This is a genomic window from Candidatus Nitronereus thalassa (genome assembly GCF_032191465.1).
Lineage (GTDB): Bacteria > Nitrospirota > Nitrospiria > Nitrospirales > UBA8639 > Nitronereus > Nitronereus thalassa.
On the sequence record NZ_JAQOUE010000001.1, the window covers coordinates 2,714,030 to 2,740,502 of the forward strand.

Genomic DNA, 26,473 nt, shown 5'->3' on the forward strand with positions numbered 1-26,473 from the left:
TCATGATGGATGGGCTGAAAATGTATCTCCTGTCAAGAATGGGAAACATCCAGTCGAGGATTCTCCGAAGACTCTTTCACGAGATACGAGCGAAGCTTCACGTTGTTTTCTTCACACTCCCAGAATGTCGTACAACACCGTCAGGACCGCATCAGAGACCACGATAAAGACTATTCCGGTGACGACGGCCGAAGTTGTCGCCAGCCCCACGGCGGCGGAGCTGGAGCCACACTGCATACCACGCAAGCATCCGGCAATGGCCACTAACACGCCAAATACGATGCTTTTAATGAGCCCAGCCGCAAAGTCCGTTAGAGTCACCGCTCCTTGAGTTTGATAAAAATATTGGGCCGAGCCTAAGTCCAACATCGTGATTCCGACAATCGCTCCCCCGAGAATACCGAGCAAATCCGAATAGATGCACAGCAGGGGCATCATGAGCATCAGCGCGAGCATTCGAGGTAAGACCAGAAATTCCATGGGGGAAATTCCCATGGTGATAAAGGCATCAATTTCCTGGTTGACCTTCATGGTGCCCAGCTGTGCGGCAAAGGCCGCTCCGGTACGCCCCGCCATAATTATGGCCGTCATCATGGCCCCCATTTCTCTTGCCATGCCGAGGCCCACCAAGTTCGCCACATAAATTTGTGCGCCGAATTGCTGCAATTGGACGGCTCCCACAAATGCCAATATAAGCCCAACCAGTACACTGATTAGCGTAACAATGGGTAGAGCTTTGGCTCCGCATTCTTGAATGGTAATCCCAAGGTCCGAGCGGCGATATTGCGCCCGTCCCCGGAGAAATCGGAAAAACGTCACAAAGGCTTCTCCAATAAAGGCCACCATGTCCTGGGCGCCATCCGTTGTACTGAGAGCTTTGTTTCCCAGCCGCGACACATGCCCAATTTTCCCAGATGATTTTCTTGTCTCAAGGCGTTCGGGTACGGCTGCCGCGAGTTTCATCAGGCGATGAATGCCCTGAGGCAACTCAGAAAAATCGACTGTAATATGTTTCGATTCACAGAAGCGTTGGATATTCAAAAGGAAAGTGATTAATCCCGTATCCCAACTTTCCAGGGCTTGGGAGGAAAATTGGAGTTGGCGGACTGGTGGGTCTGCATGGCATTCTCGAAGGAGGTCCTGAAGGGAAGGGCGAGGTTCTTGAATCCGCCAGGCTCCAAGCAATTCCACGAGAATGGTATTTTCAGGTGATCGAGTAAACCGTATTGCGGCCATATGAAGAAATGTTCGGAAGGTCTTGGTTGGTTTAAAGGTTTGCCGGTATGTGTGTTCCTCCACATAAATTCGTCAGGGATGCCCGGCATTCATTGCACGATAATAGAAGTGTAACCTGTTCAAGGATTATTGCAAGAAACGTGTAGCTTGGCATGAGAAATTGGGGAAGAGTGATGGCTGCTTTTCCTTAGGACAGGCTACGCCTGTGCCCGAAAACGGCGGTAACGTTGGATCAGCCTATTAGTAGAACCATCATGATTCAAAGGTGGCTCGATCGGGTTCACCAATTCCGGTGTAATTCGCGTCGCCAGCACTTTTCCCAATTCCACCCCCCATTGATCAAATGAGTTAATGTTCCAAATGGTGCCTTGGACGAAGACTTTGTGTTCATATAAAGCGATGAGTTTGCCTAACAACTCTGGTGTCAGTTTTTCCGCCAAAATAGTATTGGTCGGATGATTACCTTCAAAAGTACGATGCGGAACTAAGGCTGGGGAGACTCCTTCGGCCTTTACCTCTTCCGTGGTTTTCCCAAAAGCCAATGCCTCGGTTTGGGCCAGAAAATTTGCCATGAGCAAATCGTGGTGAGTTCCCGAAGGATTCAACGACTGGCAAAAGCCAAGGAAATCACAAGGAATGAGTCGAGTGCCTTGATGAATCAATTGATAATACGCATGTTGGCCATTGGTTCCGGGCTGTCCCCAGATCACCGGTCCGGTGTGGTAGTCGACAACCTGTCCATTCAGATCGACATGTTTCCCATTGCTTTCCATGTCCAGTTGTTGGCAATAGGCACTGAGACGCCATAGGTATTGGTCATAGGGCAAAATGGCGTGGGTTTCAGCGCCAAAAAAGTTGATGTACCACAGGCCTAGTAATCCCAGCAGGACTGGCAGATTCTTCTCAAAAGGAGCTGTCCGAAAATGATCATCCATAGCATGGAACCCGGAGAGCATGTCCCGAAAATTTTCTGGGCCAATGCCAACCATGAGGGATAAGCCAATGGCTGAATCGTAAGAATACCGGCCTCCGACCCAATCCCAAAACTCAAACATGTTGGCGGTATCAATGCCGAACTTTGCCACTTCCTTCTCATTGGTGGACACAGCCACGAAATGTTTGGCCACGGCTTGTTGATCGCCCAAACTTTTGAGACACCAATCACGCGCAGTTTGGGCATTTGTCAGGGTTTCGATGGTGGTGAACGTTTTGGAACATACCGTGAAAAGGGTTTCTGCCGGGTCCAAGTCCCGTAAGGCTTCGGCGATATCAGTCCCGTCAATATTAGAGACGAATCGAATGGTGAGGTTTCTATCGGAATAATGTTTGAGGGCCTCATAGGCCATCATGGGACCAAGGTCAGACCCTCCAATCCCGATGTTCACGATATTCCGAATGCGTTTCCCGGTGTGTCCCGTCCACTCACCATTGCGAACACGATTGGCAAAGGCTGCCATCTTGTCGAGTACCTGGTGGACCTTGGGCACCACGTTTTCTCCATCAACCAGAATGGAAATTTTCTTGGGTGCACGAAGGGCAACATGAAGCACGGCCCGCTGTTCCGTTGCATTGATTTTCTCACCGGAAAACATAGCATCGATTCGACTTCGGATATCAGCAGCTTCGGCTAAGTCCAACAAAAGTCGCATCGTGTTATCCGTCACTCGGTTTTTGGAATAGTCCAAATAGATGCCGAGTGCCTCAAGTGAAAACCGTTCGGCTCGATCAGGGTCATCTTGAAAGAGTTTCCGAAGATGAAGCGGTTTGATCTCTTGGTAATGTTTTTCTAAGGCTTTCCAACTTGGCCGCTGCGTTAATGAGATATTTTTTGTCGTCATGTTTCAGCCTCCTGAAGACACCTTCTAATCTTCCTCTGCATTTTTATCAATGGGAAACTCTCCTGCCTGAGAAAGATGGTGATCGGGATCTACCGTTCTCTTGATGTATTCACCAAGGTCCACAAAGGGGTGGGGTTAAAATATTTCAGGGTAAAAAAACGGGAAGACCCTTTCAACAGTGGACGCAAGGGGGGATAAATCCTGCCTTGGACCTGAAATATTGTATGTCCGTAGAGGAGGGGTATTGCCTAAGGGGTTTCCTGAATACCTCAACACATGGTAGTGTGCGCCGTACGGGACCCTAAATATAGGCCCTTGTCGTATATTCCAACTATTTTTGCTCACCTGTGGGAAAAGAAAATTTTAGAAGACCCTTCTGAAGAAAGAACCAGATTTCTGGTATCCCGGCCGCAGCTGACATGCCTCGTTTCCTTCACTTCAATTTTTGGCTTTTTCTTCTACTATGCTCCATCCCATTTTCTGCGGAGGGTGCCTCGCGATTACCCGAAGTTCGAATTGGAGTCGTGGCGGATGGGCCATATCAGGATTATGGATGGGGCAAGGTAGTGAACAGCAAATTATTTCTCAAAGAAATTCTAGAGCTGACCCGTGGTGAATATAAAGTCATTTTTCCTCAACATGCGTTCGTGCATGGGAATTGGTCGGTCAAAAAGATCAAAAAGGCGGTGGATTTTTTATTGGCTGATCCCAAGGTGGATTTGGTCTTAGCGCTGGGCGTTCTCGCCTCCCATGATATCGCTCGTCGGCCTTTTTTACCCAAACCGGCGGTGGCACCTTTTGTGATTGATATCGAACTTCAGGAGCTGCCCTTTCATCGTGGCACATCGGGAGTTCGCAATCTCAGTTATTTATCGTTGCCGCATTCCTTTGAGCGGGCAGTCAAAGCCTACCGAGAAATCCTTCCCTTTACCAAAATGACCCTCTTTGTGGATCAAGCCGTTATCGAGGCCTTGCCGCAGCTGGAAGTGAAAATTCAGCGCGCGGCAAAGGCGAGTAATTTACAGATCACACCGGTGCCGGTTGGCACCTATATTCAACCGGCTCTGGCCGCGATCCCCGATGATGCAGAAGCGGTATTGGTGACCCCACTCCTCCGTCTTCCGCTGTCTGAGTTTCAGGCTTTGACTCAAGGGTTAGTGGAAAGAAAACTTCCGAGCTTTTCCCTGTTTGGTCGAGAGGAAGTAGAGTATGGGTTGTTGGCCTCGATTGCTCCGGAAACCAATACGCTTCGTCTCGCTCGTCGAGTTGCGCTGAATGTTCATCGAATTTTGCTTGGAGAAGATGCGGGAAGTTTTTTGGTGTCGTTGCCTGAGGCCGAACGCTTGACCATCAATATGGCCACAGCCCGGGCTGTGGAAGCCTGGCCGACATTTCGAGTGCTGACCGAAGCGGACCTCATTAACGAAGATGTGGAATCTGTGACGCGACGACTCTCGTTGTATTCTGTGGTTCGAGAAGCCGTATCGGTGAATCTTGATCTGGCGGCCGCGGATCGTAGAGTCTCCGGCGGACAAGCCGATGTTCGAAATGCGCGCTCCGCGCTGTTGCCTCAAATCGGCATGGGGAGTCGAGCCACGATTATTGACCAGGATCGAGCCAGGTCGGCCTTTGGGGCGAACCCGGAGCGGAGCATGCGGGCCACCGGCAGTCTTTCGCAATTGCTCTATTCCGACAAGGCGTGGAGTGATTTCACAGTGCAGGAAAAGGCGCAGTTGTCTCGAGTCGCGGAGCGCAACGAATTACGATTGGACATTCTTCAAGAAGCCGCAGTCGCCTACTTAAATGTTTTACGGGCCAAGACATCCCTTCGGGTGCAGAAGGACAATCTGAAGTTAACTCGATCAAACTTGGAACTTGCTCGGGTGCGCGAGTCCGTAGGCTCGGCAGCCCGGGACGAAGTCTTTCGGTGGGAAAGCGAAATTGCTAATGGCCGGATTGCCGTGCTTGAGGCCCAAGCCCAATTGAAGCAAGTTAATGTTTCGTTAAACCGGACGTTGCATCGTCCGTTGGAAGAACCGTTTATTACGGAGGAAGCAAGTCTCCATGATCCGTTGCTGTTTGGTGATCTCAACCGTCTCTTTACATTCATTGATAACCCCAAGCACTTTGGTTTGTTCAGAAATTTTCAGGTGCAGGAAGGACTCAATGTCTCGCCGGAAATTCAACGACTGAATGCCGTCATTGCCGGGCAGGAGCGCACCGTCCTGAATGCACAGCGGGCTTATTGGGCTCCGGATCTGGCACTACAAGCCGATGTGGACCAACGCTTTGCATCTGACGGAGCTGGGCAAGCCGGACCCCCTGCGGGTCTTCTGCCAGGCCAAGATAATACGCAATGGTCGGTGGGTCTGGGGTTAACCTTTCCTTTGTTTAGTGGGGGGAGTAAGGAAGCCACCGAAAGTAAGGCCCTAGAAGAATTAAGGCGTCTTCGCCTGGAACGGGAAGCTACAATCGGGCGAGTAGAAGAACGCATACGGTCAGCCATGTTTCGAGCTTCTGCGTCGTTCCCTGGTATTCGTCTTTCTCGTGAGGCTGCGGAGGCATCCAAGAAAAACCTAGAATTGGTGGTGGATCAATATTCACGAGGAGCCGTGGATATTATTAAATTACTCAATAGTCAAAATGCCGCGTTGACGGCTAATGAAGCTGCGGCCAACGCCGTGTACGATTTTTTAATTGACTTAATGAGTATCGAACGGGCGGTCGGACGTTTTGATTATTTTTTGTATGAAGAGGATCGTGCGGCGTGGTTTGAGCGGCTGACTGAATTTTTTGAACAAGCGGGAGTCACCCCATCGAAACTTATGACGAGTAGCCCTTTTTAGCAGTGATGTGGGCATGGAGATTCCATATGCCTTCTCCAGTGCAATTCGCATTGATCATCCAAGGACGATTCCTTTGATAATTAAAAAAAAACATTCGGTTCCCTTTCTCGTGTGCATCAGTCTGTGTGGACTGATCACCATTCTGGGAGCTTGCAGTGAACAACATCCACCCGAGGCCGAAGAACTCATTCGGCCCGTTCGATCTCAGCAGGTGTTTTTGACAGGAAGCGATCAAGTTCGGACTTTCTCGGGAACCGCACAAGCTGGTCTGGAGGCCAAATTAAGTTTTAAGGTGGCGGGAACTCTTCAGAAATTGTTCGTGAAAGTTGGAGATAAAGTTAAACAGGGCCAAGTGCTGGCCTCGCTAGACTCACAAGACTACCAGTTGCAAGTTCAACGGGCGGAGGCCGCGTTGGCACGTGCTAAGGCCTCGGCTAGAAGTGCTGCCGCAGATTATTCGCGAGTTCGGGCGTTATATGAAAATCGGAATGCCTCACGAAACGATTTGGATCAAGCACGGGCTGCGGCGGAATCCTCTCAGGCGGAAGTGTCGTCGAGTGCCAAGGACTTAGAATTAGCCCGCCTTCAACTCGACTATACCCGTTTGTCTGCTCCTGCGGCATGTTATGTCGCTTCGGTTCCGGTGGAGGTGAATGAAAATGTGCAGGCGGGAAAAATCATTATGGAAGTCGTGTGCGGATCTCGCTTGGAAGTCGAAGTAGGGATCCCGGAAGTGTTCATCGCGCGGGTCAAAAGGGGCAGTGCCGTGACGGTGACGTTTGACGCCATTCCGGGCCTTCAATTTCCAGCCTTGGTGACCAAGGTGGGGGTGGCGTCTGGCCAAACTGGGACGACCTTCCCGGTGACGGTACAATTACAACAAGCAGTGCCAGGATTTCGATCGGGTCTGGCCGCTGAAGTCACCTTCCGATTTGAGGGTCGGAAAGGGGAAGCCCGAATTCTTGTCCCGCCGGTTGCGGTTGGAGAAGATCCTGAAGGTCGCTATGTCTATGTTCTCGATGAACTCAATGATGGAATCGGCAGAGTCAAAAGAACGCCGGTGGTGATCGGGGAATTAAGCCCGGAAGGGCTGGAGATTATTGACGGTCTGCAAGATGGTGCCCGCATCGTCACGGCGGGTGTCCGGCGCATCCACGATGGGCAACGTGTTCGCTTGATGGGTGACGCAGCGGACGAACGATAAATGTGCCTTTAAAGTTCTAACCTCCCATGCTCACCAAATTCGCCATTGATAACAATCGAATCACGGCAATGGCGCTGCTGATTATTTTTCTGGCAGGCATTGCTTCCTATCAAAAACTTCCTCGAAACGAGGATCCGGGTTTTATTATTCGCGTGGCCTTGGTGATGACTTATTTCCCAGGGGCTAGCCCCGAACGTGTCGAACAGTTGGTTACAGATAAATTGGAAAAAGCGATTCAAGAGATCCCGGAGTTGGATTTTGTGCGAAGTGAGTCCAAGACTGGGGTCTCGATGATTTATGTGAACATTCTTGAAACCCAACGGAATATGCGCCCGATTTGGGATAACTTGCGTCGGAAGGTCGATAAAGCGGCCCAGGAATTGCCAGAGGGGGTGCGTGGTCCCTTTGTCAATGATGAATTTGGCGATGTGTTTGGGATTGTCCTGACCGTGATGGGTGATGGTTTTAATTATCGTGACATTAAAGAGGTCGCCGATGATGTGCGCGATGAACTTCTGCGTCAGAGCGAAGTCGCGAAGGTCGATATTTATGGCGATCAGGAGGAGCGGATATTCCTTGACTATAATAATGCGCGATTGTCGGAACTAGGAGTCTCCCCAGGCCAACTCCGGCAATTGTTGGAGGCACAAAATATTGTCCTGCCTGGAGGCGATATCCAAACCGCCGATGAGAAAATAGTGTTGGAACCGTCCGGCAATTTTGAATCCGTGGAAGAAATTCGCCGTACAGTCGTGAGTTTACCGGGCAGTCGTGAGGTGTTGTTTTTAGAAGATCTTGTTGAGGTGTATCGAGGGTACATTGACCCGCCGGATACGTTGATGCGTTCCACTGGAGAACCAGCGTTGGGGTTGGGCATCTCTATGCAAAAAGGGGGAAACATTATTTTGTTGGGCCAGCAAGTTCGCGAGGTTATTGCCCAAGCTCGGCAGGAGTTTCCTATTGGTATTGAATTTGATGAAGTCCAGTTTCAACCGGCGGTCGTAGATAAAAAAATCAAAAATTTTACCAGTAGTTTGCTGCAAGCCGTGGTGATTGTCACGGTGGTCATGCTGGTGTTTTTGGGGTTGCGAACGGGTTTCATTGTCGCCAGCCTCATTCCCATGGCCATTGTGATGAGTATTTTTTTTATGTCGGTGTTCGGGATAGGACTTGATCAGATGTCCCTGGCAGCGTTGATTATCGCGCTGGGGCTTCTTGTGGATAACGCCATTGTCATGGCCGAAGCCACGATGGTGCAAATGAGCGCGGGTAAACGGGCAATAGATGCCGCGATTGAATCGGCTAATGAATTAAAAATTCCGCTTCTGACATCTTCGTTAACCACCGCTGCTGCCTTTCTGCCTATATATTTGGCCGAGTCGAATGTCGGAGAATATACCGCGCCGATTTTCACCGTGGTGACGCTTACACTCCTGTGTTCTTGGGTCCTAACTATTACCATGATTCCCTTGCTTTGCGTGTTCTTTTTTCGTGTAACACCCATGGAAAATGAAGTCCCTTTCAGTAGCCCCTTTTATCAGCGTTATCGATCTCTCCTGTTATTGGGTGTTCGGCATCCCTGGTTGAGTTTGTTGGCCACCATCACCATTTTCCTCATAGCCATGGTGGGATTTGGAAAACTACCCGTGTATTTCTTTCCTGCTAATGATAAACCGACGTTTACCGCAAAACTTGAGTTTCCGAACGGTACGCCCATTGAAAAAACTGATGCGATGGTGGCCAATGTCGAAACCTTTATCCAGCAGCATCTGATGGTGAATGAAGAACGAGAAGACGGTATTGTGAATTGGGGTGCGTTTATCGGAGAAAGTGCCCCACGGTTTGATCTGCCGTTTAATCCCATTCAAGCGAGTCCTAACTTTGCCTACTTGTTGGTAAACACCACCTCTCGCGAAAACTTTTCCTCGATTATTGATCGTCTTGAGCAGTTTTGTCAGGAAGCCTTTCCGGATCTTAAAGCTATTATTCGGCCATTGGAAACTGGCCCTCCGACCTATCCGCCGATTGTCGTGAGAGTGAGTGGTCGTGAGAGCCGTAAACTATTTGAAATCATGGATCGGGTGAAGGAGAAACTCCGATCCATTCCTGGCACTAAGTTAATTGATGATAATTGGGGAAGCCGATCCAAAAAACTAGTGGTGCAAGTCAATCAACCACGAGCTCTTCGAGCGGGAGTGTCCAGTCAGGATGTCGCCACTTCGCTTCAAGCCTATCTTACCGGTTTAGATATTACGCAGTATCGTGAGGATGATAAATTAATTCCGGTGACTCTTCGGTCTGTGGGAGCGGTTCGCGATGATATCGCGAAGTTGGAAAGTATTAATGTATACGCCCAAGCGACGGGAAAATCCGTTCCGCTTAAACAAGTTGCGGATATCAACATCCAATGGCAGCCCTCTACGATTCATCGACGGGACCGCTTGTTACAGGTGTCTGTTGAGGCAGCGTTACAGGAGGGCACGACGGCTACAGAAGTGAATGCGCAATTAGAGCCCTGGCTTAATCAGGAGAAAGAGACCTGGGGCTTGGGATACTTTTGGGAATTCGGGGGAGAAGCCGAAGAGTCTGGCAAGGGAAACGACTCGATTGGGGAAAAATTACCGGTGGCAGGCTTAATCATCCTGTTCCTACTCGTGGCACAATTTAATTCCATAAGAAAACCTGTGATCATCCTTCTGACTATTCCTCTAGGACTTATTGGCGTGGTCATCGGGCTTCATGCGACACAATTGTACTTTGGATTCATGACCATGCTGGGGATTCTGTCTTTGTCGGGTATTATCATTAATAACGCTATTGTGCTGATTGACCGGATAAACATTGAAATACAAGACAATGGACTCGAGCCCGCCAAGGCTATCATTGTAGCTGCGCAACATCGGCTGAGGCCAATTCTCTTAACGACGATTACGACGGTGGGAGGTCTTCTGCCCTTGTATGCGGGAGGGGGGCCCATGTGGGAGCCGATGGCCATGGCGATTATGTCAGGGCTGTTGTTTGCCACGATCCTAACCTTGGGAGTCGTGCCAGTGTTGTATTCTTTATTTTTTCGTGTAAGCTTTAAAAACTTTATACCTTAAGAAATTGTTAATGCTTGAAATTGTTTTGTGTGTGGAAAAAAGAGGTACTGTTGGTTTCCACTCGTAATTGCGGAAGAAAGAGATGCCTTCTAGTCCTGATGGTGGTTATTTGGGCTCTGGCAGGTTGTACCTCGGTTGGGGATCGACACATACCTGAAACAAGCCAGATGGACTTCGGGTTAACCTATCCATCGCATCTTGACTCCGTGCACATTGGCAAAACTACCAAGGACGAAGTCAAAAAAATGTTTGGCAATCCCAGGGATCTCCAGGTGGCATCAGATTCTCAAGGTGCCCGAGAGTCGTGGGCGTATGCCAAGGCTGACCCACCTCTTCATCCTTTGCAATATGTGCCGATCTTTGGTGTTTTGGCTCTTCCTCCTGACCAATTCGGACATTCTTTTTCCATGAGTTTTTCTGCTGAGGGCCTTGTTGATAGCGTTGGTATTCAGGAATTCCAACCCTACGAAGATGGAGGCGCTCCAGGTCAAACGATAGCGGGTGCCTCGCCCGTTCATCCATACGGGAGCCATAATCCGCTGACCCATCATTGGCATCAAGATACTCTTCGATAGTTCGAATTCCCGAACGTCTTCATGGTTAGACACAGGAGGTGTGTTTCCGGATGAATCATTTCACCCCACACGAGCCACATGAGACTCCCGAGGGCTTTTCTACCCCCGTGGGTTCTCGACGGACATTTTTTCAATGGGTGACGGGCGCCATTGCTGGTGTGATTGGTTTAAGCCTGGCGATCCCTTTAGCCGGGTATTTTATTTCCCCGGCATTGACTCGACGCAAACAATCGTGGGTGTCAATTGGAAAGGTTGAAGACCTTCCGGTCGGGATTCCCAAAACACTTGATTATGGCATGACGATAAAAGATGGTTGGATGGAAACCAAGACGATCAAAGCGGTGTGGGTGGTTCGTCAGCCCGACGATCAGGTCAAAGTATTTTCGCCGATTTGTCCTCATTTGGGGTGTGGCTTTCGTTGGAATCAGCAGGATAGCCAATTTACGTGTCCCTGCCATGGGAGTGTCTACGATCCAATGGGAAAAGTATTAGGGGGGCCGGCGCCGCGTTCCTTAGATGAGTTGCCTTCGAAGATAGAGGATGGGGAGCTTAAGGTGATCTACAAAGAATATAAATCGGGATTGTCTAAGCAAGTGGAGTTGTAACGCGTGGCTGGTCGAATCTATTCATGGTTGGACAGCCGTTTAAGGTTGAAGCCAATCGAAAAAACTCTTCTTGATGAGCCGATCCCTGGGGGGGCGAGTTGGAATTATGTGTTTGGCTCAGCCACATTATTTTTGTTTGTCCTCCAAGCCATCACGGGAATGTTCCTGGCCGTCTATTATGTACCCTCTCCGGATCACGCCTATGATACGGTTCAGTTCATTCAACAAGAGGTATTGTTTGGTTGGTTTGTGCGCGGCCTCCATCATTGGGGCGCTTCGGCCATCATGTTAGCGATTGGGTTGCATATGCTTCAGGTGTTTTTTGATGGAGCGTATAAACCGCCTCGAGAATTGATGTGGATGGTAGGAGTAGTGTTGTTCCTCATCATGATGGCATTCGGGTTCACGGGGTATCTTTTGCCATGGGATCAAAATGCGTATTGGGCGACACAAGTTGGGATCAATATGGCCGGGACGGTGCCCATCATCGGAGATTTTATTGTTCATGTTCTCCGCGGTGGCGAGATGTTGGGTGCGCTAACCTTGTCTCGATTTTTTGCGATCCATGTATTGATTTTGCCTTCAATCATTATCTTTGGAATCATGCTGCACCTCTTTATTCTGCGACGTGTAGGTCCTGCTGGGCCATGGGATGAAGCCAGGGCGAAGCAAGGCAGTGAAACGTTTTATCCTCGACAGGTCTATATGGATGCCGTGGTCATGTTGGGGATCTTTATTGTCGTTGGGGTACTCGCCGCGACGATTGAATTTCCTTTGGCAGATAAAGCTGACCCAACAGACAATTCTTTTATGCCGGTTCCCGAATGGTATTTTTTATTCTATTTCCAATTGCTCAAATATTTTCATGGCCCCTTTGCCCCACTGGCCACCTGGATTCTCCCATCAATCTTTTTTATCGGTCTGTTCCTCTTGCCATTTTTTGACCGCCATCCGGAACGACGAATCTCGAGGAGGCCCGTCACCTTAGGGGCGGGTATGGCATTTCTCACAGGCATGTTTGTCCTGCTTGGGATTTCCCTAAATGATTTGTATGCGGTCCCTAAGACGGATCCATCTGTCATTCGTGGCCAAGAGTTGGTGGAAAAGCATTCTTGTAAAACCTGCCATCGAATTCATGGCGAAGGTGGGGCGATTGCTCCGGACCTCTCCTTCGTGGCTGATCGCCGACCTGATCGGGAATGGCACTTAAAACATTTCCTCGATCCTCCCTCCATGTCTCCTGGGTCCTTCATGCCTAAATTCCCCCTCACTGAAAAGGAACGAAATGATCTTACGAGCTATATGCTGACGCTAAAAAGCGGTGCGTGAGTCGATGGTTTTGTGTGGACTTTTACGGCGCAGATTATGAGGTCGGTATAGGTGTGGTGTGACCATAAAAAATAGTCGATGGTTGAGGGTAGCTGTTTTACTGCTGGCGATAATCCTTGGGCTGTTTTTTGCCTTAGCGGGATTATCAAAGATAATGAATCCAGAGAGACATGTTGAAATATTCATACAATGGGGCTACCCCTCGTGGTTCGTCTATTTCACTGGAGTGGTGGAAATCGGCGGAGCCGTGCTGTTGTTGGTTCGATCTCTACGATTATTTGGCGTGGCGGTATTGGGAATCACCATGTTGGTCGCGACCCTGACGCATTTTCAGGCTGGTGAAATAGCGGCGGTGCCAGTTCCGTTGACACTATTGTTTTTGACTGGGGCGTTAGGTGTGTTAGAGCGGAAGAGATCGGGCTGAAAATCTGGAGGAGTGCGAATAGCCCGATCTCTATCCTGGGGTTTGTGGGTAGTTCGTTGTTTATTCTATTTGTGATGACCAATCAGTTTCGTGGCTTCGAAAGGCCAAGGATCCTTGGCCAAGGTCCTCATGTTCTCGCTTAGGAAAATTTTCCTTAAAAATTTCCGCTATGAGAGCATCCATTTTATGGGATGGATGCTGAATGTAAGGAGCTGTCATCGTAAAGAGCCTTCCATGAGGTGTTCTCTGTAGTCCAGAATCTACCATGAGTGTCTCCATCATGATGTCAGATATTGGGACCTTGGGGTGCTCTGAGGCGCGGAACAAATTTATTCGCAAATCAAGCTCACGAAGTTTTTCAACCTGATACAACTCCAGACCTGAATCAGTTGATAAACTAAATAACTCTTGTCCTACGGAAATGACCGGCCATGCCATGAACAGGATGAGGCTGATCACTAACGTCGAGAAAATCGAAGTTCTAGATCGGTAAAGTGTCGTAGTCGTTGTGGTGTTCATGATGATTGATCTCCATCTCTGTCCGTAATTGAATCGGGCTGTTCCTCAGATTTGTTCAAGAGTTTATTGGCTTTGTCTAATGTTTCCCTAGCTTTTTTACAAAGTTCGTGGGCATATGAATGACAGGAGTGAGTGGATCTTTCCATTTCCTGTTCATTATTATCTTTGTTCATCAACTATCCTTCCATCGTATTACCGGATTTCATCAGACCTGCTATCCCCTGTCTCACCTCAGAAGGAAAACAAGGTAAATCCATCCTTGCCAAGGGGGTTGGGTAACGGTGCCCAAGAACCTGCCTGTGTGTATTCCGAACCCAAGAGGAGTCCCTCGATCGGTCTTGGGCTAGGACTGATATTTTGGATCGGCGCGTTTTTTAACAATGGTGTTTGGGTCGCCAGCCAATCATTTCCTTTTATGGAATTTTTTTTCATGGTTTGGGCCATCTGATTTTCTTGAGACAGACCTTGGCCGAGAAATACCCTCCACTCTTGAGCCAGCACGGATGAGACATTGAGAAAGATTGTCGCCGTGATGATTAGGGCTGTGAAGTATGAGGTTGTATGTTTCATGGTGTTGCTCCTCGGTTTGATGTTCGAGCCACGTTTCATACCCTAGTTAGAGCAATCACAATGCCAAAAAGATCAAAAACCAAAAAACGGAATAAATGTCTTTACAAATAACAAGTTGCAAGAATGGGGCAACAAGAGATCGCAGGAGAAACCTTTGTGGCCTCTGTGATACTTCGTGGCCCGTGAAATGCCGTAGCAAAATTTCGTTGAATTATAGAAATTGTCGCCGCAGCACCTCACTCGCCAACGCGAACCCGTTCCCTACCTTTGTAGCCTTCGGTGGAATGGGCTCGGCTGGGCCAGCTACTGTCTTTTTCGGGCTGGGCAAGTAAGGGGAATGAAGAGACAGGATTCTTGGATATTGATTTAGGACGGTTAAGATCGTGCAGCTACGGGTAGGGGAAGGAATTAAAGGAAGGACGGAAAACTGTATCTACAGTGGGAGTGTTGGTTTCTTAATATTCAATTTCTTCATCCGCGAACGAAGAGTGCTGGGGTTCAATCCCAGGATTGACCCCGCACCGCGTTGGCCCTCGATCAGCCAATTGGTGTGTTTAAGAACAACGAGAATATGATCACGCTCGATTTCTTCAAGGGTGGCAAGCCTCCTGGAGACGCCATCACGGTGGCGCGATTTTTCAGATGCGAAGTTCCGGAGTTCAGGAAGGTCATTCATGGTGAGGGCTTCTTCTTGAGCCAAGATCACGGCACGTTCGATCGTATTTTCAAGTTCCCGAACGTTTCCAGGCCAGTGGTAGGCCTCAAACGCATTCATCGCTTCTTGCGAGACAGTATCTATGTGTTTCCCGATTTTGGTTGAAAACTTTTTGAGGAAATGCGCGACCAAAACGCCAATATCTTCTTTTCGATCTCGAAGGGGCGGACTCGTAATGGGGAATACATTGAGTCGGTAATATAAATCTTCACGAAAATTTCCTGTGTTGACCATGTTTGCTAATTCTCGATTGGTGGCTGCAATGACACGAACATTCACTTTAGTAGTGTGGGGATTGCCGAGTCGTTCGAATTCCCCTTCTTGGAGAACCCGTAGGAGCTTAGCTTGCAGGTCAAGAGGCAGTTCGCCAATCTCATCCAAGAAAATAGTGCCCTTGTCGGCCAGTTCAAATCGGCCGATTTTTTTTGCCAATGCCCCCGTGAAAGCGCCTTTCTCGTGACCAAACAATTCGCTTTCAATTAAATTACTTGGTAGGGAAGCGCAATTCACTTTGACCAAAGGGCGGTCGCTTCGCTTGCTGCGGTTGTGCACGGCTCGTGCCAGTAGCTCTTTCCCGGTTCCCGATTCACCGAGAATCAGAACCGAGGCATCCGTAGGCGCGACTTGCTCAATTTGAGCGAGTACCCTCTTCAAGGTTTTTCCCCGGCTTACGATGTCGGCAAAGTTGTGTTCGAGCTGTATTTCTTCTCGGAGATAAGTGTTCTCGGCTTGCAACTGCGCTTTTAATTGCTCGACTTCACTGAGCGCAGTTTGGAGTTCTGCCGTTCGCTCAGCGACCCGTTGTTCGAGGTGCCGTTGAAGAGAGCGGAGTTTGAGATGTGTGGTGACGCGGGCCAGCACTTCTTCGTGTTGTATGGGCTTGGTGACATAATCAACCGCGCCGACTTGAAATCCCTTCACCTTGTCGAGTGTTTCAGCCAAGGCCGTCATAAAGATAACCGGTATATCGTTGGTGGCGGGATCAGCTTTTAGCCGTTGGCATGTCTCAAAGCCATCTAGACCCGGCATCATGACATCCAGTAGGATCAAATCAGGCTGTGTGGAAAACACTTGCTCAATGGCACTTAACCCATCTGTGGCGACAAATACTTCATAGCCCTGCTTGTCAAACACCTGAACTAAGATTTCGAGATTCGTGGGGGTGTCGTCCACCAACAGGATCGATGGTTTGTGAGAGGAAATGAGTGTCATTTTGGTTTGCCTAAGAATGGTTTTAAGAATTCGCCGAGTTGTTTCATTTGGAACGTATGGGCATAGACCTTTAGTTCTTTTGTAAAGTTGGCATATTGAGGGTCCATTTGGTCAATGGCCTCTATCTGTTTTCGAACTTCCAGAATCTGCCCTTTTTTTACCATCTCATACAATGTTTGAAGAACATTGGGTGGAGGGGTCGGTACGGCTCGGTTTTCCTGGGAACTCCTATTGGCCACCGAGCCTTCTGTCGCATATTCCCATGTAACATTCGCATGTTGTTCAAGCGCTTCGAGTAGGTCCTGTTCTCGGATGGGTTTCGATAAGAACGCATTACATCCGACATTAAGGCTTTCCTGGCGGCTGTGGTCGAAGGCGCTGGCGGATAAGGCGATAATGACCGTACTGGAAAATTCAGACATGGCTCGCAAGGCTGAGGTCGCCGCAAGTCCGTCCATGACAGGCATGATGAGGTCCATGAAAATGATGTCAGGATGGTGCCTCTTGGCCATCAGGATTCCTTCTTCACCATTGGCAGCTTCTTGTACGGTAAATCCTTTGGGTTTGATTAGATTCGCGAGGACCGATCGATTCTCCAACTTATCGTCGATGACTAAGACGCTGGTTGGGCCTTTGCGAATTCCAATAATCCGTCGTCGGTCGGGGGTTTTGCCGATGGAAGGTTGGAGTACGAGCGGCAGTGGAATCGAAAACCAAAAACGACTTCCTTCTCCCAGCGTGCTGTCCACTTCCAGTTTTCCACCCATCAGTGCTACTAGCTTGTTCGTGATGGTCAGTCCTAGGCCTGTTCCTTCGACTTGTCGTTGGGGATCAGTGACCTGTTGAAACGGGAGAAAAATATCTTTGAGGTGTTCTGGCGCAATTCCGATCCCTGTGTCTTCAACAAGAAATCGTAAGACTTGAGAGTCTTGAGTATTTGATTCTTGAGATATCGTGAATGCCACCTCACCGTGGTCCGTAAACTTGACGGCATTGCCTAATAAATTTAAGAGCACCTGGCGTAATCGTTTTTCATCTCCTTGAACTTCTTTGGGGAGAGATTCCGGAAAATGGCAATGAAAGGTTAGTCCGGCTTGATCTGCCCGAACCTTAATGATCTCGGTGATGGTTTTTAAAAATTCTGGGAAATGAAAAGTGGTGGGGAGCAGTTCGAGCTTTTGCGCTTCGATTTTTGAAAGATCAAGGATGTCGTTAATTAACATGAGTAAATGTTCGCCGCTTCGGTGAATGACATCAAGCCCCGACCGCTGATCTTCAGATATCGTGGGATCTCCCTTCAAGATTTGTGCATACCCGAGAATGCCGTTGAGGGGAGTCCGCAGTTCATGGCTCATGTTCGCTAAAAACTCGCTTTTGGCGCGATTCGCGGATTCTGCGGCTTCCTTGGCGCGTTGTAATGCCTGTTCACCACGTTCACGTTCCGCAATTTCTTCCTGTAGCCGAGCATTGGTCGAGGTCAGTTCAGCCGTCCGGTCCCTGACTCGTTGCTCCAATTGGGTTTGAGCCTGGTGCAATTCCTCCTCACTGGCCTTTCGTTCGAAGGCATTCGCAAAAATTTCTCCAACAATCCTGAGGAGATCGACGATATCCTTATCCCATCGCTTTTCTTCTTTAATGGAATCGAGTCCTAAAAATCCCATGAGTTTGCCTTGGCACACCAATGGGATGAGAATGGCGGATTGAACCGGGTCAATCTTCAAAAACAGTTCGCGTTCTACCTCGGCTTCAGGGGGTAAGTCGCTTATCCGGGGAACCAGGACGGGTTCGAGTTTGCGAAGCTCACCAATTCCCCAAGGGACGGCCGTTACCGGAATATTTTGAAATTCAGGCCCGAGTTCTTGAAACCCCTCGGTTTCCCATTCATGGGTCGCGCTGATGGTGTTGCCATCTTTCGAGAGTAAGAAGACAAAGCCTCGTTCTATACCCACAAACTGGCCGATGGTTTTCAGCGCTCCGCAAATGTGATGATCGATCTCAGAAACAGGCAAATTAATGAGTTTCGTTGAGATCGTGGCGATTAAATCTTCAAAGCGAAGACGTTCTTCAAGAGCAGTCTGCACGCGTTTTCGCTCAAAAAACGTTCGCAACATTTCGGATAATGAGTTGATGAGTTTCCGTTCTTCACTTGAGAACGGACCTTCCTGAAGGATCGGACGTTTTTCGAGATAACAAATTTCCAACAGACCGCAAGTACCATCCTCCGTTGAGAACTCTGCCTGCTGCATCCAGTCCGTGGGCTGAAAATTCTTAGTAGCAACTTTGAGACCCCCATAAGATATCCGAGCTCCGGTAATCGTGGGGTATTGCCATGCCTCGCACAAGAGGGGAAGAAGTTCCCGCATGATTTCTTGAGGTGAGGCTGAGGGATGTTGAATGAGCCGGGCCGTATGATGAAGCGCTGTCAGTTCCCGGACGCGGCTGCCTAAATCTTCCATCAGCCCATAGGCTTCTTCTTGAATGCGCTGTCGTTCGAGTGACTCAAACGTATGCGACACAAAGTCAGCGATAGAACTGCTAAATTGTTGTTCATCCAAACTCCAAACACGGGGTGGGCCAACATGTTCGTGACAGAGCACGCCAATGGTATGCCCTTGCTCGAAGATGGGAGAATCCATCATGGAGGTAATACCCTGAATATCAAGATATCCCTGAGCAAACTCGTTGGTTCGTGGGTCTGAGGGAGCATCATTGGCGGCAATCGTCAAGTTCTCGCCAAGTGCCGAAAAATAGCGAGGGTATTGTTCGATAAAGAGTTTCGCGCCCTGATCGTGAATGCCTTTGCTGCGTTCATAGATATCCAGACATGTGAGATGGGTTTTTTCAGGATTCAACATCCAGATGCTGACTCGCTCGACTTCTAAAGTGTCAGCGACCAACTGCGTGACACGTTGACAAACCGTGTTGCGAGAGGAGAATGATCCGCGAACCAAACTCAATAAGGCCGCTTGGTGTTGAATGGTTCGATCCCGACTGCGTTTTTGTTCGGCCTCAATTGTTTTCCGTTCCGTGACATCCAGGGCATAAATGTTGAGATACCCGGCTCCTGACACCGGCGCCAAGTTGAGGGAATAGATACGATCTCCTACTGACGCCTCTGTGTGCTGTACTTTGCCCGTTTCAAAGGCTCGCTGAACTATGGGACACCACGGACCTGAAAACAATTGTCCCGTTTGACAATTCCACAGGTTCAATAAGGGCGTGCTGGCTTTATTGTGATATAAAATTTTCCCGTCGTCAGATAGGCGTAAGATAGGATTAGGGTTTTCATCAGGGAATTTAGAAAGGCTGGCAATTTCCTCTTGGGTCCGTTTTCGTTGGGTGATATCTCTAATGAAACTGCAGCTGTAGGACTCCCCCTCAAATTCGACGTGATTTAAAGACACTTCGACAGGAAAACGTTCTCCATTTTTTCGCACGTGTTCGGATTCAAAGGTCATGGACTCTTGAGTCCGAATCTCATTCCAGATTTCTGGCCAGGTCTCCGGTGTGACCGTTGGGTTGATGTCAAACACCTTCATTTCCAGGAGTTCATTTCGGGAAAATCCATAGAGTCGGCAGGCTGCCTCGTTGACTCCATAAAACTGGCCATGTGAGTCCACCCAAAATATTGGGTCCGTAGCTCGTTCAATCGTGAAATGCGCGAGCCGAGCATCGCGATTATTGAAATTTGTGCTCAAGGAATCATTCATACTTTTTATTTGGTAGGAATTTTTGTTCCTTTGGAGGAGACAACGGTTAGTTCATCACTGTACCAACTCGTTTCACTCACATTCTAGCTGCCCCCCATTGAATTTCCCACATCAGCCAGGTTTTCAATGTGATTCATTCAAGATTTAGCACAAACAGACCGAAAAGGAGAAATTCCCCAAAATACCTGAAATCTACAATTCCTCAACATAATAGAAAGAGCTGGCCCATGGGTTGGAATTAGATCCGGGATGATCCTGACAAATGTTGTGCGACATTATTCAAACTGAATGGTCTGAGGTGAAGATGGCAAACATCGGGAGTGAAATCCTCAAGACGATCCCTGGTTTGTCTAGTCCTTTGCATGTAATCACGTAGTTTAGGATGCACCTGCACCTAACAATTAATCAACTCGATTTCTTCGAGCCCTGGCCTTGGATTCTGATGCACAGGGTGTGCGGCCATCCGTTCAACCGGTTCAACGTTTCCATTGTGAGGATGGAGAAGTTTGCGAATTTTATCAGCGAGTATAACCAATTTGATTCAAAGGCACCCTATTTCCTTTGTTGGGTGAGTCATACCTCAAGGCAGAGGGAAATTGTATGATTGTAGCATCTCTCCCAGAAAATGAATCTGAACGCCTGGCGGTATTGAATTCGTATCAAATCCTGGATACCCCTCCTGAGCCTCAATTTGATGACTTGACAATCCTAGCGGCGCAGATATGCCAAACTCCTATCGCCTTGGTCAGTTTGGTGGACCCCGATCGGCAATGGTTCAAATCCAAAGTTGGCGTAACGGCCTGTGAAACGCCTCGGGACTGGGCGTTTTGTGCCCATGCACTTCATGAAAAAGACCTTCTTCTTGTTTCTGATGCATTGGCGGACCCACGTTTTGCTAAGAACCCCTTAGTGACTTCCGAGCCCCATATACGATTCTATGCAGGTGCCCCATTACGGACGAGGGAGGGCCATGCCCTCGGTACCCTTTGCGTGATCGACCAAGTGCCTCGTGAGTTAACTGTCGAACAACGATCAGGCCTCATGGTGTTAGCGAGACAGGTCGTGGCCCAGTTCGAACTACGGAAGCACCTAAAGGAGCAAGAGCACCTTATTCTCATGCAACAGGAACATATGGCTGCCAACGCGGTTTTAAGAGATAATTTGAGGGAACTCGCTTCGCGAAATTCCCTAATATTATCCTCCGCTGGTGAAGGTATTTACGGGCTCGATACCGAAGGGCGAACCACCTTTGTAAATCCAGCCGCCGCGAATATGCTGGGATACACTCCTGATGAACTGATAGGTATGCCCATGCACCCCATCATGCACCATACAAAGCCGGATGGATCATCCTATCCGAAAGAAGAATGCCCGATGTATGCAGCTTTTAAAGAGGGCACCGTCCAGCGAATCGAATACGAATTGTTGTGGCGGAAAGATGGCACGAGTTTCCCCGTGACCTATACCAGTACACCTGTGAAGGACGACCGAGATCAAATCGTGGGCGCGGTTGTGACATTTAATGACATCACGCAACGAAAACAGGACGAACAGGCTCGGCATGATTGGACCATCGCGTTAGAGCGGAGTAACAAAGAGTTGGATGACTTTGCGTATATTGCCTCCCACGATTTAAAGGAGCCGTTACGAGGTATCCATAACTATTCCTCTCTCCTCTTGGAAGATTATGGCGGAGCCTTGGAGGAAGAAGGTCGAGCAAAGTGCGAAACGTTGATTCGCCTTTGCCAGCGTATGGAAGATTTAATCAATTCTCTCTTTCATTATTCCCGTGCGGGGCGTACGGAGTTGGCATATGGATCTGTCCCTCTCCAGGGCATTATCGAAGAAATTTTTGATTCCTTAGCCATAAGTCTGAAGGAACGGAGCATCGCTATTAAAATTGCCAACCCCCTCCCTACTATCAAATGCGACCGCGTGCGCGTCCGTGAGATTTTTCTGAATTTAATCACGAATGCCATGAAATACTCGGACAAAAACGAAAAATGGATTGAAATCGGGTGGATCGATCATGGAGACGAAGACGAGAAGAAGTCGCAAATGTCTGGCCGGTGTCCCGTATTCTTCGTACGGGATAATGGCATTGGCATTCGCGAAAAACATCTTAAGAATATTTTCCGTATTTTTAAGCGTCTTCACGGTCGAGACAAGTTCGGAGGCGGAACGGGAATGGGATTGACGATTACCAAAAAACTCATTGAACGTCATGGAGGCGAGTTGTGGGCGGAGTCTGTGTATGGGGAAGGCAGTACTTTTTATTTCACCCTACAAAGGAATGTGCAACATGTCTCTGTTGGTGAGTCAACCTATTCTGCTCGTTGAAGATAGTCCTGAGGATTATGAAATTACCCAGCGGAGCCTGAAATCCGCAGGATTCTCGAATCGTATTCAGCACTGTACGGACGGTGATGAAGCTTTGGAATATCTCGTGCAGTGTAAAACCTTCGAAGGGAATGAGGCCGCTCTCTATCCAGGTATTATTTTATTGGATTTAAATTTGCCAGGTACGGATGGGCGCGAGGTGTTGGCAGAAATCAAGGCGGATGAAGTGTTCACACTTATTCCCGTTGTGGTGTTATCAACTTCGAAGGACGATCGGGATATCGAAGCGTGTTATGCACTTGGTGCTAACGGTTATATTTCTAAATCACTAAGCGCGAAAGAATTTCTACAGGCCATGATACGGTTAAAAGAGGAATGGCTTGACCTAGGTTTCAGTCAAAAAGTGGGAGAACTACCATGAAGTCTGGTTGCCTAACCGTCCTCATTGTGGATGACTGCGATGAGGACCGGGAGATATTCCGACGGCATTTGGAGCAGGAGGCTCTTGGGGATTATGAGGTGCTGGAAGCTGAAACGGGTGTTGAAGGGTGGGAATTAATCACCACCCAAAACCCCGATTGCGTACTTCTCGATTATCAAATTCCCGATTTTGATGGTCTTGAGTTTATCGAGGCGCTAAACAAAGAAATAGGTGTGAATCGAGTACCTGTGTTGATGTTGACCGGACAAGGGGATGAGGAAATTGCCGTTAGGGCGATATCTAACGGTGTTCAAGATTACCTCATCAAAGGAAAATTGACGGCAGTGGGTTTGCACCGAGCAATCGGACATGCCGTGGAGCGGGCGGCGCTTCTTCGGACCACCGAAGAACAGCGGTTGGCCATTGAGCGGTCCCAGAAGGAACTCGAACAATTTGCATATGTGTTGTGCCATGATCTACAGGCCCCGGTTCGTCGAATCATGTCGTTTTTGGAAATGATTCAGAAGGATTTGAAGGAGCAGTTAAGTCCGCAAACTCAGTCGTATTTTGATCGGACGATTCAGAATGCGATGCAGATGCGTCAATTGATCCAGGATAGCTTGGACTATTCTCTAGTTGGTGGAGACCGAAAACCGGCTGAAACTGTCCATCTGCGGGAAATCCTGAATGGAATTGCTTGTGATCTAGAGGATGCCATGATGGAAAGGCGGGTTACCCTTGTGTTTGGAGACATGCCTACGGTCATGGGGCATCCGACGATGCTCCGACAGCTCTTTCACAATTTAGTCGGGAATGCCATAAAGTTTCAAGGGGAACAGCCGGGGACTGTGACCATTTCCGCTTCAATGGAGGGAGCGATGTGGCATTTCCGGGTGGAAGATACTGGAATTGGCATGGACCACGAATGCCTTGAGAAAATTTTTAACCCCTTCTCTCGCCTGCATCCCAAAAGTGAGTATCCAGGGTGTGGTATTGGTTTGGCGCTTTGCAAAAAAATCGTGAAACATCATGGTGGTCGGATTTGGGCGGAATCGGCCAAGGGTATCGGCAGTGTCTTTCATTTCACGATTCCCTCTCAGGATGCTGATACCCCAGTGGTTGAAGGGTTGGGAGAGAGACAATTGTCGAGTTCGGTTCGCTAATCTTTTAACGTACACCATACTGGGGTATGATCCGAAGGCTTCTCTTTCCCGCGCTGGCCTTTATCGACTCCTGATGCCTCTAGTCGGTCGGCGGCTTGGGGTGACAACAGCAAATGATCAATGCGTAACCCCTGATCCTTATTCCAACATCCCGCTTGATAATCCCAAAACGTATAGAGCCCTAATTGTGGATGCTGCGCCCGCAGGGCGTCCGTTAGTCCGAGATAACAGAGCTTGCGAAATCTTGCGCGTGTCTCAGGGTGACAGAGTGCATCACAGGCAAAGCCGTCGGGATCATATACATCGTCGTCCGTGGGGCACACATTGTAATCACCACCCAAGACCAGCGTTTCTTCGTAGGTGAGGAGCGTTTGCACATGCGCGAACAAGCGGTCCATCCAGGCTAGTTTGTACGTAAACTTTTCCGTATCAATTGGGTTCCCATTGGGCAAATAAATGGAGGCCACACGAATGTTTCCTATAATGGCTTCGAGGTAGCGAGCCTGCTCATCGGTCGAATCACCGGGGAGTGTTCGTTGTTCCACTTCAATAGGATATTTTGAAAGGATAGCCACTCCGTTGTAGGTTTTCTGCCCCACGATGGCCAAGTTATATCCAAGGTCTTCAATGTCATTCTGAGGAAAGTTTTCCTCCAGACATTTTATTTCCTGCAGCAACAACACATCTGGACTCACCTCTTTCAGATAAGCCGTCACATGCGGTAGTCGTGACTTTATGGAGTTGACGTTCCAGGTGGCGATCTTCATAACGGTGATTCTAAAGGGTTCGATTGGCAACTGACAAACTCTAAGGAGATTTTGAAAAGTCTTGAATGAAGGCGTAGGATTCAAAAGTGGAATACCTGGGCCAATATATGCATGAAAGATAAGGAATGAGGCTGTGGGATACCAGAAACTAAAAAGTTTTAAAATTAGGGGCTACAAATGTTTTTTGCCAAATAACGACTACCAGGGTTTTGAAGTCCTTAAACCCATAAATATCATTATCGGAAAAAACAATAGTGGCAAGTCAAAGATTCTGGAATTTATGCGTGATTTTATTAAAGCTCGTGGCAGTGAACCAACCTTGAAAAATGTGGGCAATGTACTAATTCGGAAATCACTTGAAGAGAAAGAATTAAAATCTGTTTTTAGTCCTAGCACTGCATCAGGTGAGTTTGGTTATATCATTAATAATCACAGTGTGGATTGGTGGAATGGCATTGGAGTAAAATTGCTTCACAAAAAAATAGAGTATTCCCCTGAGAAAACAGAAATACTAGATCATGATTTTGACCTCACACATGAAAGAGCAATGAATGCTTTTCGGCGGGGGCTGGATCAATTAAAAGGTCATTTGCAAAATCCTTTTCAAGGATATGAATACCTCTCAATCCAGGCCGAGCGAGAAATAAAAAGCGAAGTAGTGAATTTTGGTTCCCAGTTTGACTACAGAGTGTTCCCAGATGGCACCAACCTTACTCAGTTATTAGTAAGGTGCCTGAACGAAGAAAAGGGACATTTTGACGGGTGGCAGAATCTTGTGGAAGTTGAATTGTTGGGTCGAATTAACGCTGTGGTTTCTCCTGACCTGATATTTACAAGGCTATATACAAAAATTGATGGAAATGGAAATTGTTGGGAGATTTATTTAGAAGAAGCCAACAAGGGTGGGGTAAGGATTTCGGATTGCGGAAGTGGAATAAAGACCATTATTTTTGTGATGGTAATACTTTATGTTGTTCCCCATTTCCTGCAGGGAAAGAAATTTATTTTCTCATTTGAGGAGCTTGAGAACAATCTTCACCCTTCATTGGAGCGAAAACTCTTGGCACATATTCGAGATTATATAGAAAATGATCTTGAAAATTTATTATTTCTCACAACACATTCCAATGTCGCTATCGATATGTTTAGCAACAACAGCAATTCACAAATTCTTCGAGCTTTTAATGACGGGAAAGCCTCCTTTATAGAAAAGGTTGATAATTGGAACGATCAACATAATCTTCTCAACGATCTTGGAGTGCGAGCAAGTGATGTTCTTCAAGCCAACTGTATTGTGTGGCTGGAGGGACCATCGGACAGAATTTATTTCAATAAATGGGTTGAATTATTTAATGATGGGGAAAAGCTAGAGCATGGATTGCATTACCAATGCGTCTTTTATGGAGGCGCTATACTTTCTCATTACTCGGCAGAAATAAAACCTGAGGATGATGAATTCATTCAAATGCTGAGGATAAATCGAAATGCCATTGTCCTGATGGACAGTGACAAATCCAAAGAGAGTGATCCTTTAAAGGGAAGAGTGGAGCGTGTTTTACAGGAAATAGAGAAATCTCCGAGTGCAATTTCATGGGTAACTTGTGGCCGTGAAATTGAAAATTATCTTCCCTGCAATTTGCTTAAAGAGTATTTTGGGATTTCAGTGCAATTGGAGAAGTTTCAAAGCTTTGGCAGTGTATTTAAAAACCTGAAGAAAGTTAACTCGTTTGATAAAGTTAAGTTTGCTTCGGAAATAACTAATTTTGCTGGCTATGACCGACCTACCCTTGAGAAGCATATGGACCTGAAAGAAAAAATGGATGTTGTGATTGGACATATAAGGAAGTGCAATTCCTGAAGCCAATTATAGGGAAGAATTTTGAGTGTTCCACGGCTCT

At 48.0% G+C, this 26,473-nt stretch carries 18 protein-coding genes; 11 read left to right on the forward strand and 7 right to left on the reverse strand.

The annotated features are described in order from the left end of the window. Positions 1-111 precede the first annotated feature (111 nt). Positions 112-1,299 (reverse strand): MlaE family ABC transporter permease, encoded by a 1,188-nt coding sequence (locus PPG34_RS12225; RefSeq protein ID WP_313833610.1) that lies wholly within the window; start codon positions 1,297-1,299, stop codon positions 112-114. Between the two features lie 134 nt (positions 1,300-1,433). Continuing rightward, positions 1,434-3,074, reverse strand: a complete 1,641-nt coding sequence (pgi, locus tag PPG34_RS12230; RefSeq protein WP_313833612.1) for a glucose-6-phosphate isomerase — start codon at positions 3,072-3,074, stop codon at positions 1,434-1,436. Positions 3,075-3,598: 524 nt separating this feature from the next. On the opposite strand from pgi, the gene PPG34_RS12235 reads away from it, so the two are divergent. The 7 genes from PPG34_RS12235 (at position 3,599) to PPG34_RS12265 (ending at position 13,158) form a co-directional block, all read left to right on the forward strand. Next, positions 3,599-5,920, forward strand: coding sequence for a TolC family protein (locus tag PPG34_RS12235; RefSeq protein WP_313833613.1), 2,322 nt, complete (start codon positions 3,599-3,601; stop codon positions 5,918-5,920). A 73-nt stretch (positions 5,921-5,993) separates the two neighbouring features. Continuing rightward, complete coding sequence (locus PPG34_RS12240; protein WP_313833614.1) at positions 5,994-7,124, forward strand: efflux RND transporter periplasmic adaptor subunit; 1,131 nt, start codon at positions 5,994-5,996, stop codon at positions 7,122-7,124. A 26-nt stretch (positions 7,125-7,150) separates the two neighbouring features. Then, entirely contained in the window at positions 7,151-10,225 is a 3,075-nt protein-coding gene (locus PPG34_RS12245; protein ID WP_313833615.1) for an efflux RND transporter permease subunit, read from the forward strand. Positions 10,226-10,323: 98 nt separating this feature from the next. Continuing rightward, complete coding sequence (locus PPG34_RS12250; protein ID WP_313833616.1) at positions 10,324-10,800, forward strand: hypothetical protein; 477 nt, start codon at positions 10,324-10,326, stop codon at positions 10,798-10,800. Between the two features lie 50 nt (positions 10,801-10,850). Beyond that, complete coding sequence (locus PPG34_RS12255; RefSeq protein ID WP_313833617.1) at positions 10,851-11,405, forward strand: QcrA and Rieske domain-containing protein; 555 nt, start codon at positions 10,851-10,853, stop codon at positions 11,403-11,405. A gap of 3 nt (positions 11,406-11,408) precedes the next feature. Next, positions 11,409-12,734: a cytochrome b N-terminal domain-containing protein gene (locus tag PPG34_RS12260; protein ID WP_313833619.1), complete on the forward strand. Its 1,326-nt coding sequence runs from the start codon at positions 11,409-11,411 to the stop codon at positions 12,732-12,734. A 58-nt stretch (positions 12,735-12,792) separates the two neighbouring features. Continuing rightward, the gene (locus PPG34_RS12265) at positions 12,793-13,158 is read left to right on the forward strand and encodes a DoxX family protein (protein ID WP_313833620.1); all 366 of its coding nucleotides are present in this window, start codon (positions 12,793-12,795) and stop codon (positions 13,156-13,158) included. Between the two features lie 60 nt (positions 13,159-13,218). Here the strand turns inward: PPG34_RS12265 and PPG34_RS12270 are convergent, their stop codons facing one another. The 4 genes from PPG34_RS12270 to PPG34_RS12285 all read right to left on the reverse strand — a co-directional run bounded on the left by PPG34_RS12270 (position 13,219) and on the right by PPG34_RS12285 (position 19,872). Then, complete coding sequence (locus PPG34_RS12270; protein WP_313833621.1) at positions 13,219-13,677, reverse strand: hypothetical protein; 459 nt, start codon at positions 13,675-13,677, stop codon at positions 13,219-13,221. 231 nt (positions 13,678-13,908) lie between these two features. Further along, positions 13,909-14,247 carry a hypothetical protein gene (locus PPG34_RS12275; RefSeq protein WP_313833622.1) on the reverse strand — a complete coding sequence of 113 codons (339 nt, stop codon included), beginning with the start codon at positions 14,245-14,247 and terminating at the stop codon, positions 13,909-13,911. A gap of 433 nt (positions 14,248-14,680) precedes the next feature. Then, complete coding sequence (locus tag PPG34_RS12280; RefSeq protein WP_313833623.1) at positions 14,681-16,174, reverse strand: sigma-54-dependent transcriptional regulator; 1,494 nt, start codon at positions 16,172-16,174, stop codon at positions 14,681-14,683. Then, positions 16,171-19,872 carry an ATP-binding protein gene (locus PPG34_RS12285; protein ID WP_313833624.1) on the reverse strand — a complete coding sequence of 1,234 codons (3,702 nt, stop codon included), beginning with the start codon at positions 19,870-19,872 and terminating at the stop codon, positions 16,171-16,173. Before PPG34_RS12285 ends, PPG34_RS12280 begins: the two co-directional genes overlap by 4 nt. A 612-nt stretch (positions 19,873-20,484) precedes the next feature. Here PPG34_RS12285 and PPG34_RS12290 point away from each other — a divergent pair. The 3 genes from PPG34_RS12290 to PPG34_RS12300 are packed head-to-tail and all read left to right on the forward strand — an operon-like array spanning position 20,485 to position 23,808. Beyond that, the gene (locus PPG34_RS12290) at positions 20,485-22,224 is read left to right on the forward strand and encodes a sensor histidine kinase (protein ID WP_313833625.1); all 1,740 of its coding nucleotides are present in this window, start codon (positions 20,485-20,487) and stop codon (positions 22,222-22,224) included. After that, positions 22,187-22,645, forward strand: a complete 459-nt coding sequence (locus PPG34_RS12295; RefSeq protein WP_313833627.1) for a response regulator — start codon at positions 22,187-22,189, stop codon at positions 22,643-22,645. Before PPG34_RS12290 ends, PPG34_RS12295 begins: the two co-directional genes overlap by 38 nt. Beyond that, positions 22,642-23,808, forward strand: coding sequence for a sensor histidine kinase (locus tag PPG34_RS12300; protein ID WP_313833628.1), 1,167 nt, complete (start codon positions 22,642-22,644; stop codon positions 23,806-23,808). Before PPG34_RS12295 ends, PPG34_RS12300 begins: the two co-directional genes overlap by 4 nt. On the opposite strand, the gene PPG34_RS12305 is transcribed toward PPG34_RS12300, so the two are convergent. Next, positions 23,805-24,575, reverse strand: coding sequence for an exodeoxyribonuclease III (locus PPG34_RS12305; protein WP_313833629.1), 771 nt, complete (start codon positions 24,573-24,575; stop codon positions 23,805-23,807). The genes PPG34_RS12300 and PPG34_RS12305 overlap by 4 nt on opposite strands. 133 nt (positions 24,576-24,708) lie before the next feature. On the opposite strand from PPG34_RS12305, the gene PPG34_RS12310 reads away from it, so the two are divergent. After that, a complete protein-coding gene (locus PPG34_RS12310; RefSeq protein WP_313833630.1) occupies positions 24,709-26,433 on the forward strand; it encodes an ATP-dependent nuclease in 1,725 nt (574 codons plus the stop codon). Positions 26,434-26,473: the final 40 nt, after the last annotated feature.